This is a genomic window from Micromonospora sp. DT4 (assembly GCF_049841675.1).
In the GTDB taxonomy this organism is placed as follows: Bacteria; Actinomycetota; Actinomycetes; order Mycobacteriales; family Micromonosporaceae; genus Micromonospora.
The window spans coordinates 1-13,645 of record NZ_JBNCKT010000018.1; the positions used below are offsets into that span (position 1 = coordinate 1).

Annotated in this window: 15 protein-coding genes and 1 pseudogene; 8 read left to right on the forward strand and 8 right to left on the reverse strand. The window is 72.3% G+C overall.

Annotated features, from left to right (window positions below; all coding sequences use genetic code 11):
* Window positions 1-144: 144 nt before the first annotated feature.
* Together ACLQ24_RS08295 and ACLQ24_RS08300 are read right to left on the reverse strand one after the other, a co-directional pair.
* Complete coding sequence (locus ACLQ24_RS08295; protein WP_425890137.1) at window positions 145-981, reverse strand: undecaprenyl-diphosphate phosphatase; 837 nt, start codon at window positions 979-981, stop codon at window positions 145-147.
* The gene (locus ACLQ24_RS08300; RefSeq protein WP_425890139.1) at window positions 978-2,030 is read right to left on the reverse strand and encodes an LLM class F420-dependent oxidoreductase; all 1,053 of its coding nucleotides are present in this window, start codon (window positions 2,028-2,030) and stop codon (window positions 978-980) included. Before ACLQ24_RS08300 ends, ACLQ24_RS08295 begins: the two co-directional genes overlap by 4 nt.
* Window positions 2,031-2,217: 187 nt before the next feature.
* On the opposite strand from ACLQ24_RS08300, the gene ACLQ24_RS08305 reads away from it, so the two are divergent.
* Together ACLQ24_RS08305 and ACLQ24_RS08310 are read left to right on the forward strand one after the other, a co-directional pair.
* Window positions 2,218-3,189 carry an aldo/keto reductase gene (locus ACLQ24_RS08305; RefSeq protein WP_425890141.1) on the forward strand — a complete coding sequence of 324 codons (972 nt, stop codon included), beginning with the start codon at window positions 2,218-2,220 and terminating at the stop codon, window positions 3,187-3,189.
* Between the two features lie 100 nt (window positions 3,190-3,289).
* Window positions 3,290-3,481: a DUF5703 family protein gene (locus tag ACLQ24_RS08310; RefSeq protein ID WP_039906151.1), complete on the forward strand. Its 192-nt coding sequence runs from the start codon at window positions 3,290-3,292 to the stop codon at window positions 3,479-3,481.
* Between the two features lie 83 nt (window positions 3,482-3,564).
* Here ACLQ24_RS08310 and ACLQ24_RS08315 read toward each other — a convergent pair whose 3' ends face one another.
* Together ACLQ24_RS08315 and ACLQ24_RS08320 are read right to left on the reverse strand one after the other, a co-directional pair.
* Window positions 3,565-4,224 carry a hypothetical protein gene (locus ACLQ24_RS08315; protein ID WP_425890142.1) on the reverse strand — a complete coding sequence of 220 codons (660 nt, stop codon included), beginning with the start codon at window positions 4,222-4,224 and terminating at the stop codon, window positions 3,565-3,567.
* Between the two features lie 42 nt (window positions 4,225-4,266).
* Window positions 4,267-5,595: a M20/M25/M40 family metallo-hydrolase gene (locus tag ACLQ24_RS08320; protein ID WP_425890144.1), complete on the reverse strand. Its 1,329-nt coding sequence runs from the start codon at window positions 5,593-5,595 to the stop codon at window positions 4,267-4,269.
* A gap of 174 nt (window positions 5,596-5,769) precedes the next feature.
* Between ACLQ24_RS08320 and ACLQ24_RS08325 the strand changes: the two genes are divergently transcribed.
* Both ACLQ24_RS08325 and ACLQ24_RS08330 read left to right on the forward strand, forming a co-directional pair.
* Window positions 5,770-6,378: a hemerythrin domain-containing protein gene (locus ACLQ24_RS08325; protein WP_425890145.1), complete on the forward strand. Its 609-nt coding sequence runs from the start codon at window positions 5,770-5,772 to the stop codon at window positions 6,376-6,378.
* A gap of 88 nt (window positions 6,379-6,466) precedes the next feature.
* A pseudogene (locus ACLQ24_RS08330) lies at window positions 6,467-7,188 on the forward strand (LysR family transcriptional regulator).
* Window positions 7,189-7,192: 4 nt separating this feature from the next.
* On the opposite strand, the gene ACLQ24_RS08335 reads toward ACLQ24_RS08330, so the two are convergent.
* The gene (locus tag ACLQ24_RS08335) at window positions 7,193-8,449 is read right to left on the reverse strand and encodes an FAD-dependent oxidoreductase (RefSeq protein WP_425890146.1); all 1,257 of its coding nucleotides are present in this window, start codon (window positions 8,447-8,449) and stop codon (window positions 7,193-7,195) included.
* 24 nt (window positions 8,450-8,473) lie between these two features.
* Between ACLQ24_RS08335 and ACLQ24_RS08340 the strand changes: the two genes are divergently transcribed.
* Window positions 8,474-9,190 (forward strand): TetR/AcrR family transcriptional regulator, encoded by a 717-nt coding sequence (locus ACLQ24_RS08340; RefSeq protein WP_425890148.1) that lies wholly within the window; start codon window positions 8,474-8,476, stop codon window positions 9,188-9,190.
* Window positions 9,191-9,275: 85 nt separating this feature from the next.
* Entirely contained in the window at window positions 9,276-9,521 is a 246-nt protein-coding gene (locus tag ACLQ24_RS08345) for a hypothetical protein (protein WP_266241928.1), read from the forward strand.
* 69 nt (window positions 9,522-9,590) lie between these two features.
* Here ACLQ24_RS08345 and ACLQ24_RS08350 read toward each other — a convergent pair whose 3' ends face one another.
* From ACLQ24_RS08350 to ACLQ24_RS08360, 3 genes are read right to left on the reverse strand one after another with little or no spacing between them, the layout of a single operon-like run.
* Window positions 9,591-9,941 (reverse strand): DUF3140 domain-containing protein, encoded by a 351-nt coding sequence (locus ACLQ24_RS08350; protein ID WP_425890150.1) that lies wholly within the window; start codon window positions 9,939-9,941, stop codon window positions 9,591-9,593.
* A complete protein-coding gene (locus ACLQ24_RS08355; protein ID WP_425890151.1) occupies window positions 9,941-10,153 on the reverse strand; it encodes a hypothetical protein in 213 nt (70 codons plus the stop codon). The genes ACLQ24_RS08350 and ACLQ24_RS08355 overlap by 1 nt, the downstream gene beginning before the upstream one ends.
* Complete coding sequence (locus tag ACLQ24_RS08360) at window positions 10,150-12,708, reverse strand: ATP-dependent Clp protease ATP-binding subunit (protein ID WP_425890153.1); 2,559 nt, start codon at window positions 12,706-12,708, stop codon at window positions 10,150-10,152. The genes ACLQ24_RS08355 and ACLQ24_RS08360 overlap by 4 nt, the downstream gene beginning before the upstream one ends.
* Window positions 12,709-12,848: 140 nt before the next feature.
* Here ACLQ24_RS08360 and ACLQ24_RS08365 point away from each other — a divergent pair, with 140 nt between their 5' ends.
* A complete protein-coding gene (locus tag ACLQ24_RS08365) occupies window positions 12,849-13,229 on the forward strand; it encodes a hypothetical protein (protein WP_425890155.1) in 381 nt (126 codons plus the stop codon).
* Between the two features lie 152 nt (window positions 13,230-13,381).
* On the forward strand, window positions 13,382-13,642 hold the full coding sequence (locus ACLQ24_RS08370) for a hypothetical protein (protein WP_007076395.1): 261 nt from the start codon (window positions 13,382-13,384) through the stop codon (window positions 13,640-13,642).
* Window positions 13,643-13,645 lie beyond the last annotated feature (3 nt).

Sequence of the window (13,645 nt, forward strand, 5' to 3'; positions counted from 1 at the left end):
CCCACCTCTGGAACAGCTAAAGACCAACCGATGGCCGGCACCCGAAAACGGGTGCCGGCCATCACCGTCTTCACAGACCTTGGACAGTTTCCGTCAACAGCTAACGGAAACTGTCCAAGGTCTGGAGGCGCGGGCGCGGGCGGATCAGGTGGCGCTGATCGTGCCGGTCAGCAGGAGGGCGAGGACCAGGGTGCCCAGCGCGACCCGGTACAGCACGAAGACGTACAGGGTGTGGTGGGCGACGTAGCGCAGCAGCCAGGCGATGGCCGCGTAGCCGATGCCGAAGGCGATGGCGGTGGCCACGATCATCTGGGCGACCGAGGGCGCGGACGTGCCCGGGGCGGACGGTTCGAAGACGTCCCCGAGGCTGAACACCCCCGACATCACCACCGCCGGGATGGCCAGCAGGAACGAGTAGCGTGCCGCCGCCTCCCGGGTCAGGTTGAGCAGCAGGCCGGCGGTGAGCGTCCCCCCGGAGCGGGACACGCCGGGGACCAGCGCCATGGCCTGGGCGAAGCCCATGACCACGCCGTCCTTCATCCGGAAGTTCTCCAACGTGCGCGTCTGCCGACCCCAGTACTCGGCGAAGGCCAGCACGAACGCGAACACGATCAGCGTGGTCGACACCACCCAGAGGTTGCGCCCGGCCGTCTTGATCTGGTCCTTGAAGAGGAACCCGAACAGCCCGATGGGGATCGAGCCGACGATCACGTACCAGCCCATCCGGTAGTCGAGGCTGGAGCGCACCGACCTGTCCTTGAGCCCGACCAGCCAGACACGGATGATCCGCCAGATGTCCTTGGCGAAGTAGATCAGCACGGCCGCCTCGGTGCCGAGCTGGGTGACCGCGGTGAACGACGCGCCGGCGTCGCGATCGAAGAAGATCGCCGAGGTGATCCGCAGATGCCCCGACGAGCTGACCGGCAGGAATTCGGTCAGTCCCTGGACGATGCCCAGGACGATGGCCTCGATCCAGGTCACTCGCCAACTCCGGACAGGTCGAGCGCCTCGGCCACGGTACGCAGGGTCTGCACGCCGCTGTCCCGGTCCGCCACGAACAGGCTCACCGACAGCGTGGTGACGCCGGAGGCGGCGTACTCACGCATCCGATCGGCGATGCGCTCCTTCGGGCCGAGCAGCGACGTACGGTCGATGAACTCCATGGGTACGGCCGCTGCGGCGTCGCGCTGGCGCTTGGCCAAGTAGAGGTCCTGGACCTCGCGGGCGGCGTCGCCGTAACCCATCCGGGTGGCGAGCTGGTTGTAGAAGTTCTGCTGCCGGCTGCCCATCCCGCCGACGTAGAGCGCGGCGTACCAGCGGACCAGCTCGGCGCAGGAGGCGACGTCGTCGCCGATGACGACGGGCACGGACGGCACCACGTCGAAACCGGCCAGTTCCTTGCCCGCCTTGGCCCGGCCGGCGGAGACGGCGGCGAGGTGCTCGTCGGCGAACTCCGGGGCGTAGAACACGCCGAGCCAGCCATCGGCGATCTCCCCGGCCAGCTCCAGGTTCTTCGGGCCGACGGCGGCCAGGTAGATCGGTATGTGCTCGCGGGGCGGGTGGAAGCTCAGCCGCAGCGCCTTGCCGGGGCCGTCGGGCAGCGGCAGTGTGTAGTGCTCGCCGTCGTACGCCACCTCCTTGCGGGCGATGGCCAGCTTGACGATGTCGACGAACTCGCGGGTCCGGCCGAGGGGCTTGGCGAACCGCACACCATGCCAGCCCTCGGAGACCTGCGGGCCGGAGACGCCCAGGCCGAGCCGGAACCGACCGCCGGAGAGCGCGTCGATGGTGGCGGCTGTCATCGCGGTGGCCGCTGGGGTGCGAGCGGGGATCTGCATGACCGCCGAGCCCACGTCGATCCGTTGCGTCTGGCCGGCCATCCAGGCGAGCATGCTGGGCGAGTCGGAGCCGTACGCTTCCGCCGCCCACACCACCGAATAGCCGAGGCGGTCCGCCTCCTGGGCCAGCGCCAGGTGGTCGGCCGGTGTACTCCACGCTGTCTGGTATCCGAGGCTGAGCCCGAGTCGCACTGGTCCTCCCCCATCCGTGGCACAGGTCGCACCAGGTTACGCAATGCCGAAAACGGACTCGATCACCGGCTCACCGCCAATGATCCCCCGCCCGTCGCGGTGCCTGCCGGAGGCGGAACCGGCAGAACCGGCAGAGATGACGGGAGCGAGGATATCCGTGGCGGCGGGTTCGAAATAAGGTTCACCCATGCAACAGCGACCGCTCGGCCGAAGCGGGCTGGCGGTTTCGCGGCTCGCGCTCGGCACCATGACCTGGGGCCGGGACACCGACGCCGACGATGCGGCCGCCCAGTTGAAGAGTTTCCTGGACGCGGGCGGCAACCTGATCGACACCGCCGACGTGTACGGCGACGGTGACGCCGAGTCGGTGATCGGGTCGCTGCTGGGCACCCTCGTCCCGCGCGACGAACTGCTGATCGCCACGAAGGCGGGGTTGCGCCCGGGCAGCGGCCGCCGGCGCGACGGCTCCCGGGGCCACCTGCTGCGCACCCTGGAGGCGTCGCTGCGCCGGCTCGGCACCGACCACGTCGACCTGTTCCAGATGCACGGGTACGACCCGGACACCCCCCTGGAGGAGACCCTGGCGGCGCTGGACCACGCGGTGGCCAGCGGCAAGGTCCGGTACGTGGGGGTGTCGAACTTCTCCGGCTGGCAGACCGCACGGGCCGCCGCCTGGCAGACGGCCTGGCCGGGCCGCGCGCCGGTGGTCGCCGCCCAGGTGGAGTACTCGCTGCTGGAGCGGGGCGTGGAGCGGGAGGTGCTGCCGGCGTGTGACGCGCTGGGCCTGGGCGTGCTGCCCTGGTCGCCGCTGGGTCGGGGGGTGCTCACGGGCAAGTACCGGCACGGGCGGCCGGCGGACTCGCGTGCCGCCTCCCCCCACTTCGAGCGGTTCGTCTCGACCTACCTCGAGCCGCGCTGCTCGAGCATCGTGGAGGCGGTGGCGACCGCGGCCGGCGGACTGGGCGTGTCGCCGCTGGAGGTGGCGCTGGCCTGGATCCGGGATCGGCCCGGGGTGACCGCGCCGATCCTGGGCGCGCGGACGGTCGGGCAACTGCTCGGCGCGTTGCAGGTCGAGCGGATCACACTGCCCGAGGAGATCACCACCGCGCTGGAGGACGTCTCGTCGGTGCCGGTCGGCTATCCCGAGCGCGACGGGTGACCCGAGACGGGCACAGGACGGCACGAACCACGCGCGGCAGCGGCGTTGGTCACCCGCCAAGGGGTGGCGGACGGCCGCCGGGCTGGGCAGCATGGACGGCATGGACTACGAGTACGCGCCGCTGCGGCTGCCGCCGAACGTCGACCGGTTGACCGCCGCGGCGCAGTTGGCGATCCAGGCGGAGTTCTCCGGATGGGAGTTGGCCCGGGTACGGCTGTTCCGCGACGGCACGCGACAGGTCATGCTGCGCCGTCGACGGGTCAACCAGCCGCAGCCGGGTCTGTCGTACTGACACCGTCCCGGGACGGGCGATGACACGCCCGGGGCCCGAACCGCGCACGGTCGGGCCCCGGGCGTCGTACGGCCCGCAGGCGTCTAGTGCTGGTGCCCGGCGTGGTCGTGGTCGTCGTCGAGTTCCAGGAACGGGTGCTCGTCGAGTCGACCGACGAGCCGGTCGTCGCTGGCCGGCTGGAACGGGCCGACGGCGTCGTCGTCGTCGAACGACTCCAGGTCCACCGGGGTGCCCACCTCGCTGACCATGACCACCCCGTCGAGCGGTTCCAGCTCCGGGACGTCCAGCGCGCCGAGCGAGCCGTCGCCGCTCTGCAGCAGCTCCAGCACCGCCTCGCCGACTCCCTCGACCGGCGCCGGATCGTCGTCCTCCGGGGTGCCCTCGCGGCGGGCCGCCTCGGCCGCCCGCAGCAGCGCGGAGATGCTCGGCACCCGGTAGTCGCGGCGTTGCCGTACCGAGATCACCCGTGGGTGCGGGTCGCTGGCCTCGACACCCTCGCCGCCGAATCGCTCGTCGGCCTCGTCCGGGTCGATCGAGTCGACGTCCCACGGCGTGACCTCACCGAAGGCGTCGAGGAGTTGCTCGTCGTAGGCGAAGGATGCGTTGTTCAACGCCACGTACGCCTGCCAGACGTCGTCGTCGTCGACGCGGCCCTGCGCGGCGCGTACGGCGGCCAGGTGATGGCGGGCCGCTTCGATCACCCGCTCGAGTGCGGCGTCCAGCTCACCGTGCTGGTCGGTCATGTGGGGCAGTCCCTTCACGATGGGGAGGTAACGCGGACACTGCTAGCAGGTACGGAGGAACCGGTCGAGAACCCGCACGCCGAACTGTAGTCCGTCGACCGGAACGCGCTCGTCGATGCCATGGAACAACGCGGAGAAGTTCAGGTCGGCGGGCAGCCGCAGCGGCGCGAACCCGAAGCAGCGTATGCCGAGCTGTGAGAACGCCTTCGCGTCGGTGCCGCCGGAGAGCATGTACGGCACCGGCCGGGCGCCCGGGTCCTCGGCGCGCAGCGCCGCCGACATGGCCTCGACGAGGTCGCCGTCGAAGGTGGTCTCCAGCGCGGGCTGCCGCTGGACGTACTCGATGGCGATGTCCGGGCCGATCAGGTCGCGCAGCTGCTGCTCCAACAGCTCCGACTGGCCGGGCAGGCTGCGGCAGTCGATGGTGGCGGTGGCGCGGCCGGGGATGACGTTGTCCTTGTAGCCGGCGCCCAGTCGGGTCGGGTTGGCCGTGTTGCGGATGGTCGCCCCGATGATGTTGGCGATCGGCCCGAGCTTGGCGATGGCGGTCTCCGGGTCGTCCGGGTCCAGCTCGATGCCGAGCAGGTCGGAGACCTCGGTCAGGAACGCCCGTACGGTGTCGGTGACCACCACCGGGAAACGGTGCCGGCCGATGCGGGCCACCGCCTCGGCGAGGGCGGTGACCGCGTTGTCGTCGTGCACCATCGATCCGTGCCCGGGGCGGCCCTTGGCGTGCAGCCGCAGCCAGTCGATGCCCTTCTCGGCGGTCTCGATGAGGTAGAGCCGCTGGCTGTCGTTGACCGAGTAGGAGAACCCGCCGACCTCGCCGATCGCCTCGGTGCAGCCGTCGAAGAGGTCGCGGTGGTTCTCGACCAGGAAGCGCGCGCCGTAGTCGCTGCCCGCCTCCTCGTCGGCGGTGTACGCGAGGACGATGTCGCGTGGGGGCCGGACGCCGGTGCGCTGCCAGTGCCGTACGACGGCGAGCACCATCGCGTCGAAGTCCTTCATGTCGATCGCGCCGCGACCCCACAGGTAGCCGTCGCGCTGCTCCCCGGAGAACGGGTGCACCGACCATTCGTCGGCGTCGGCGGGCACCACGTCCAGGTGGCCGTGTACCAGCAGGGCGTCCCGGCTCGGGTCGGCGCCGGGGATGCGGGCCACCACGTTCGCCCGTCCGGGCGCGGACTCGTGCAGGACCGACTCGACTCCCACCTCGGCGAGTTTCTCCGCCACATACTCGGCCGCGCGGCGCTCGCCGACGCTGGTGTCGTTGTCACCCGTGTTGGTGGTGTCGATGCGCAGCAGGTCGCGGCAGAGGTCCACGACCTCCGCGGTGGGGTCCGGTCGGCCGGAGGCGGCGTCGCTCGTCATCGCCCCTTCATACCAGCCCGGGGTAACCGGTGGGCCGGCGCACCGACCAGACGCGGCCGGGCATCCAGGTCCACAGATCCGGGCAACTGTTTCGTCGCGGCCGCGTTCGGGTACCGCCGCCCACGACCGCACATCCCCTGCCGGAGCTTCCGCCCGCCAGTCGAGGAGGGCACCATGTCCGCCGTTCCCCTGCCCCCGTTGCCGCCCGCGCCCGCACCCGACGAGGGTTACCGGCCCGGCGGCCGCAGCGTCGCCGACATCGTGGACCGCGAGCACCGGCAGTTGCTGGCCCTCGTGGACCAGCTGACCAGCCCGGACGCGGCGCCGCACGAGGCGCTGGCCGTGCTCACCGCCGCGCTGTCGCGGCACATCTCCGCCGAGGAGCAGTATCTGCTGCCCGCGGTGCGGGCGGCGCTGCCCGCCGAGGCCGCTCGGGTGGACGCGGAGATCGACGGTGACGCGGCGCTGCTGGCCGCCCTGAAGGGGCTGAACGACGAGACCGTGACCGAGGTCGCCGAGCGGGTCCACCGCCACGTCGACGGGGTGGGCGCGCTCGTCGCCGAGCTGCGCGCGGTGGCGACGCCGGAGGAGCTGATCCGGCTGGGCAACCGGTTGGAGATCGCCGAGGAGGCCGCGCCGACCCGGCCGCACCCGGGCACCCCGGCCACGCCGCCGTGGAACCGCATCGTCGAGCCGGCGGTGGGCGTGGTGGACAAGGTCCGCGACGCGGTGACGCGGCGGCCGACGTACCTGGCGGACCTGCCGGAGCCGCCGCGCGACTGAAGGTGCGGGCCGCACCACAGAATTAATTCAAGTTCACCGATGCACTTGGCCCCTTCCGCAGGCTGCGGCGTGGTCCTACCGTCACCGTATGAACCTGGAGCTGCGGCACCTGCGGGTGGTCTGCGATCGCGGAGACAGGGAGTGTGACCAAGGCGGCGGCGTCGCTCGGGCTCGCCCAGCCGGCGCTGACCGCCCAGCTCCAGCGGATCGAACGGACGCTGGGCGGGCCGCTGTTCGACCGGGATCGGCGCGGCGCGCGCCCCACCGCGCTCGGTGAGCTGGTGTTCGCCCGGGCCCGGGTGCTGCTGCCGGCCATGAAGGGCCTACGGGACGAGGCGGCACGGCTGGCCGGCGCCGCCGCCGAGGTGTCGCGCTGCTACCGGCTCGGCGGCGTGAACAGCCCGATCCTGGGCCGGCTGGTGCACCGGCTCGCCGCCGAGAAGCCGCCGGCCCAGATCACCACGTACGCCTCGTGGTCGGTGGACGAGCTAGAGCAGTTGGTGGCCGGCGGGCGGTTGGACTTCGCCCTCACCGGCGTGTGCGGTGACGCCACCCCGTCTGCCGAGTTCGGGCTGAGGTGGCGGGAGGTGGCCGTCGACCCGGTGCTGGTGCTGCTGGCGGCGAGCCACCCGCTCGCCGACCGGGACGAGGTGCGCCTGGCATCCGGACTCGCCCGCCGCCCGCGACGCCGACCTGCTGCTGTCGACGGCGAAGGCGGCGTACACCGATTCGCTGGCGCCGCACCCCTCCTACCTGGACTGGCTGGTGCGCAATCCGGGCTTCGGCGTCCGGCCGCCCAGCGGGGTGTGAGGGTCTAGCGGGGCGCGGCGGGCTCGGCGGGCGCGGCGGGCTCGGCGGGCGCGGCGGGCTCGGCGGGCGCGGCGGGCTCGGCGGGCGCGGCGGGCGCGGCGGGCGCGGCGGGCTCGGCGGGCGCGGCGGGCGCGGCGGGCGCGGCGGGCGCGGCGGACCGTGGTGTGAAGAAGCGGACGAGGTCGTCGGCCGCCGTCGGGGACAGCATCATCGCCTGAACCCGCGCGCACATCTCGGCGATCGGTTGGATCCTCGCGAACATCGCCTCCTCGTACGCCCGGAGCGCCGCGTCCGGGTCGGCGGGCTGGGCGGCGATCTCCCGCGCGAGTTCGGCGGCGTCGAGCATCGCCTGGTTGGCGCCCTCGCCGACCGGCGGCATGAGGTGCGCGGCGTCACCGAGAAGGGTGACTCCCGGCTGGTGGGCCCACCGCACGCCGACCGGCATCGCCTCGACCCGGCGCGGCGTCGGCGCATTGTCGGCCGCGTCGATGAGGGCGGTGAGGCGCGTGTCCCAGCCGTCGAACAGGTCCAGCAGGACACGCTTGTCACGGTAGGCGTCGAGGTCACGGTCGTCGGCGGGCAGGGAGATCCCGACCCGGATGCCGCCGTCGCCGAGGCGCTGCGCGGCGAGGATCTGACTGACGCCGACGCACCACAGGTTTCCGGGGCCGACCAGCTCGGCGAGATCCGGGTGGCGTCGGTCGGCGTCGTCGATGGTCAGCTCCACGTGGCTGGACACGTGGGACAGCGGCGCGCCGGTCAGCAGCGCCCGGACGACCGAGCGCGCGCCGTCCGCGCCGACCAGGATGTCGCACTCGGCGCGGTGGCCGCCGTCGAAGGTCAGCACGAAGCCACCACCTCCTCGCGGGGTCGCCGCGACGAGGCGGTGCCCCCACGCGACGGCGTCGGGCGGGAGCGCGTCGAGCAGAAGACCACGCAGTACGGCGCGGTCGATCTCCGGGCGTCCGTCGAACGAGCCGGGTCGCGGCGTGTGGTGCACGAGGGTACGTCCGGCCGGATCGAGGATGCGGTGCTCCTCGCCCTCGGGCCGCGCCGTCGACCGGAAATCCTCGTCGAGACCCGCCTCGGCGAGGGCGTGCTGCCCGGATTCCGGGTGCAGGTCGAGCATCCCGCCCTGCGAGCGCGCGGACCGGTTCGCCTCGCGTTCGTGGACCACCGCCTCGATGCCGTGCCGGCGCAGGATCCGTGCCAGCGTCAACCCGCCCAGGCCGCCGCCGACGATCGCGATTCGCATCATCATTCCCCTTACCGTACACTGTATTGCGTGGATACACCGTACGGTAGCGAAGTATTGCCCGTCTGGGAACGGCCCGAGCCGCGCCCCCGGGCGACGCCGGTGCCGCTGAGCCGCGCGAAGATCGCCGACACGGCGATCCGGCTCGCCGACGCGCACGGCCTCGACGGCCTGTCGGTCCGCCGGATCGCCAAGGAACTCGACGTCGGCCCGATGCGCCTCTACGACTACGTGGCCAACCGGTCGGAGCTGCTCGACCTGATGGTCGACGCCGTCTACGCCCAGATCGCCGAGGCCGGCCAGCACCCCGGTTGGCGCGCCACGCTGCTGGCCATCGTGCGACGGACCCGCGCCGCCGCCCTAGCCCACGAGTGGTTCTCCGACCTGCTCGGCGGGCGACCCCATCTGGGGCCGCACGCGCTCGCCGTGGGTGAGTCGACCGCCGCAGCGCTCAGCCAGGCCCCCGGCGTACGCGGCATCGACGACCTCCAGCGGGCCCTGGGCGCCCTCAACGCCTTCATCGTGGGGGCGCTGCGGCGGGAGGTCACCGAGCGACGCACCGCCCGTTCCACCGGCACCGAACTGAGCGCATGGCAGGCCAGCCTCGGCCCCTACCTGACGCGCATGCTCGACACGGGCCGCTATCCCACCGTCGCCCGACTCGTCGTCGAGGGCGCGCACCTCGACGCCGAGGAGACCTTCGACCACAACCTGACCACCCTCCTGGACGGCATCGCCGGCCGGTGACACGACCGGCCGCCGAGACGAAGGCCACCCGCGACACGGCGGTCACCGGCGGTGCGAACCGCCGCTGTCCGGGTATCTGGCGGACATGACCGATCTCTACCCGCCCGCCGACGACCGCGAACTGCTCCGCCAGGCCGCCGCCGCGCACACCGCCGCCACCCGCCAGGTCGAGGCGTTCCTGCGCCGGCTGCCGGAGGTGCCCGACCCGGCCGACGTCACCGAGTACGCCAACCTGCTCACGCGCGAGGACCAGACCCGGGGCGAGCGCGACGCCGCCGCCGACGCGGCGGGGCTGACCATCGGCAGCCTGGAGCCCGACCAGGGCCAGTAGCGCGCGACGACGGTGCCGGCCCGGACCGGGTCGGCACCGTCGCGTACGCGGTCGTTCAGTTCGACACGCTCACCGCTCCACGAGCGGATCGTGGCCGAGGTCGAGCAGCGAGTGCCGCCAGTCGTCGTCGGCGTTGCCGCGCCGGGGCTTGGCGTCCATCAGCTCGCGGATACGCTCGACCGCCTCCCGCATCACCTCGATGTCCTCCGGCGTGAGGTCGACCTTGCGCTTGTTGAGCACCTTGAGGATCTCCCGCCCGGGCTGGGGCAGGTCGAGGTCCGGGTTCGGGCTGAACGACTCCTCGCCCGAGCCCCGGGTCAACAGCCAGGTGCGCAGCTGCTCGGACGGGACGTTGACCTCGGCGTGGAAGTCCTCCCAGAGCACTTCCACCTCGGGGTCGAGCCGCGTGTCGCGTACCATCAGGTCTCCTCTCGCCGGCGCGTCCCGGACGTCTCCGGGTCGTCCTGGTCGGTCTTGGGATGCAGGCCCTCGGCGGGCACCCGCGTCCGACGGGGGTTCGCGGTCGGGGGCGCCAGGATCGGGTCGGGATGGTCCTCCTCGTCCCGGGGCTGCGCGGACTCCGCGTGCTCGTGCGGCTCCTCGTGGTCCTCGCGCCGCGCCGGCCCGCTCATCGCGGGTGTGTTGTCGTGGCGGCGGTGTACCCCCGCTCGCCCGCGGTCACGTCGAAGGTGAGTTGCCCGTCGCGGGCGTCCACGACGACCTTCTGCCCGGGTGAGATCGCCGATTCCAGCAGCATCCGGGACAGGTGGTTGTCCACCTCGCGCTGGATCACCCGGCGCAGCGGACGGGCGCCGAACTCCGGCTGGTAGCCGTGCTCGGCGAGCCAGTCGACGCCGGCGGTGGTGAACTCCACCTGGACGTCCTGGGCGTGCAACCGGCGGCGGGTCTCCTCCAGCAGCAGCGCGGTGATGTCCCGCAACTGCTCGGCCTCGAGCCGGCGGAAGATGATGACCTCGTCGATGCGGTTGAGAAACTCCGGGCGGAAGTTCTCCTGCAGGCGGCGCATCAGCCGCTCGCGCAGCTCGTCGTTCTCCTGCTCGCTGCCGGGCGCGCCGGTGCCGAAGCCGACGGCACGCTGCGTTCCGGTGATCAGCTCGGAGCCGAGGTTGCTCGTCATGATCAGTACGGTGTTCTTGAAGTTCACCGTGCGACCCTGACTGTCGGTGAGCCGCCCGTCGTCGAGCACCTGGAGCAGGATGTTGAACACGTCCGGGTGCGCCTTCTCGATCTCGTCGAGCAGCACCACCGCGTACGGGCGGCGGCGCACCGCCTCGGTGAGCTGGCCGGCCTCCTCGTAGCCGACGTACCCGGGTGGGGCGCCGACCAGCCGGCTGACGGTGTGCCGCTCCTGGAACTCACTCATGTCCACGCGGACCATCCGGTCCGCCTCGCCGAACAGCGCCTCGGCCAGGGCGCGGGCCAGCTCGGTCTTGCCGACGCCGGTGGGTCCGAGGAACAGGAAGCTGCCCATCGGGCGCTCCGGGTCGGCCAGCCCGGCACGGGAGCGGCGGACTGCCTCGGCCACCGCGGTGACCGCGTCGTCCTGGCCGACGACCTTCTCGTGCAGGTGCCCCTCCAGGCGCAGCAGCCGGTCGCGTTCCTCCTCGGTGAGCTGGCTGACGGGGATACCCGTGGCCCGGGAGACCACCTCGGCGATCTCCTGCGGACCCACCTCGGGCACCTGCGAGATTGACGAGCCATCCTCGCCGTTGGCGCGGCGCATCTCCTCCTCCAGCTCGGAGATCCGGTCCCGCAGCGCCGACGCCCGCTCGTACTGCTCGTCGGTGACGGCCTGCTCCTTGTCCCGGCGTACGTCGTCGAGCTCCTGCTCCAGCTCCCGCACGTCGGATGCCGGGGTGCGGGTACGCAGCCGGACCCGCGCGCCGGCCTGGTCGATCAGGTCGATGGCCTTGTCCGGCAGGAACCGGTCGGTGACGTACCGGTCGGACAGCTCGGCGGCGGTGACCAGCGCCTCGTCGGTGAAGCGCACCTGGTGGTGCGCCTCGTACCGGTCCCGCAGCCCGCGCAGGATCGCGATCGTGTCGTCGATGCTCGGCTCGGGCACCAGCACCGGCTGGAACCGCCGGGCCAGCGCGGCGTCCTTCTCGATGCTCTTGCGGTACTCGTCCAGCGTGGTCGCGCCGATCACCCGCAGCTCGCCCCGGGCGAGGGCGGGCTTGAGCATGTTGGACGCGTCCATTCCGCCCTCGCTGCCGGCGCCGCCGGCCCCGACCAATGTGTGGATCTCGTCCATGAAGATGATCAGCTCGTCCCGGTGCGCCCGGATCTCGTCGATCACCTTCTTCAGCCGCTCCTCGAAGTCACCCCGGTAGCGGGTGCCGGCGACCAGGCCGGCCAGGTCGAGTTGGACGACCCGCTTGCCGAGCAGGGTCTGCGGGACGTCACCGTCGCAGATCCGCTCGGCCAGCCCCTCGACGATGGCGGTCTTGCCGACACCGGCCTCGCCGATCAGCACCGGGTTGTTCTTGGTCCGCCGGGACAGGATCTCCACGGCCTGCTCGATCTCGTCGGCCCGTCCGATCACCGGGTCGATCTGGTCGTTGCGGGCCAGGTCGGTGAGGTCCTGTCCGTACTGGTCGAGGGTGGGCGTACCCCGGTCCGGCTTCGGCCCGTTCATCGGGCCGCGCTCGGCGTTGGCGGCCTGCAACGACTCGGGCTGGATCCGGCCGGCGGCCAGCATGCGCCCGGCCGGCGACTCGGGATTGAGCGGCAGGGCCATCAGGATGTGCTCGGGGCCGATGTAGTTGGCCCCCATCGCCCGGGAGAGCTGGTGCGCGTCGAGCAGCGCCCGCTTGGCCGCCGGTGTCAGCGACAGGTTGGGCGGCACCTCGCCGCGCGGCGCGCCGTCGCCCTTGCCGCCGAGCGCGTTGAGCAGGCTGTCCGGGTCGGCGCCGGCCCGGCGTACCAGGTCGCGCAGGGGTTCGCGTTGCAGGGCCGCCCACAGCAGGTGGTCGGTGTCCAGGTCGTTGCTCTGCCGCTGCGCGGCACGGCGGGCCGCGTCGGCCAGCATCTCCCGCGCGTCGGCCGTCATCAGGCGGGTGATGTCGACCCGGTGCGGCGGTCGGCGTCCTCCCTCTCCCCGGCCGAAGTACCGGGCCAGGAATTCGTCCCACGGGTCGGAGCCGAGATCACCGGGTCCCATCATGTCTGTCCTCCGCAGTCGGGCGCGGCACGGTCGGCACGGGCTACCCGGCACCCGGCCCGACAAACGCCGCACGCGGTGGCGCACCCCGCGTTGTGGAGTGGCGTCCGGCCGGGACGGGCCGGTGATGGCAGGCTGGCGGCATGACTGAGAACCCGCTGCTGATCGTCGACGGCGCCAACGTGGTGGGCTCCCGCCCGAACGGGTGGTGGCGGGACCGGGCCGGGGCCGCCGCTCGGCTGCGGGACACGCTCGCGCCGGTGGCCGCCGAGGGGCTGCCCGCCCGACTGCCGGCACCGGTCGAGGTGGTGCTCGTGGTCGAGGGCGCGGCACGGAACGTGCCGGGCATCGACGAGGTCCGCGTGGTCTCCGCCCCCGGGTCCGGCGACGACACGGTGGTCGAGCTGGTGCAGGCGGCCCCGCAGCGTCGCCGGCTGGTGGTCACCGCCGACCGGGAGCTGCGCGAGCGGGTCACCGCACTGGGCGCCGAGGTGTACGGCCCGCGCTGGCTCCGCGACAATTGAGAAGTTCTCGCACTGGGACTCCCACAGAACGGACTCCCGGCACTTCCAGGGGGTTAACGGTCAGGCGGGCAGGAACACCGACAGGGCGGATGTTCTCCCGCGGACGCCGATAGGCTCTAATGGAGATCTCCCCGCCCCCAGGAGGTTCCGCCGTGGCGAGCGTCGCCGAGCTGAAGGCTGCCATCGATGTCGCCCTCCAACAGATCGGCGACGGGCAGACAGCCGTCCAGGCGGCGGGTGAGAAGCTCGCCGAGGCGCAGCAGACCCTGGCCGGCGCCTTGGAGGGCAGCGGGCACGAGACGGTCGAGGCGGCCCAGGCGTCCCTGACACAGGCCAGTCAGGAGCTGGAGGAGTGTCTCGCCGCGACACTGGTCGCGGTGGAGCAGGCCCAGCTCTACGTCTCCACCCTGTAGGCC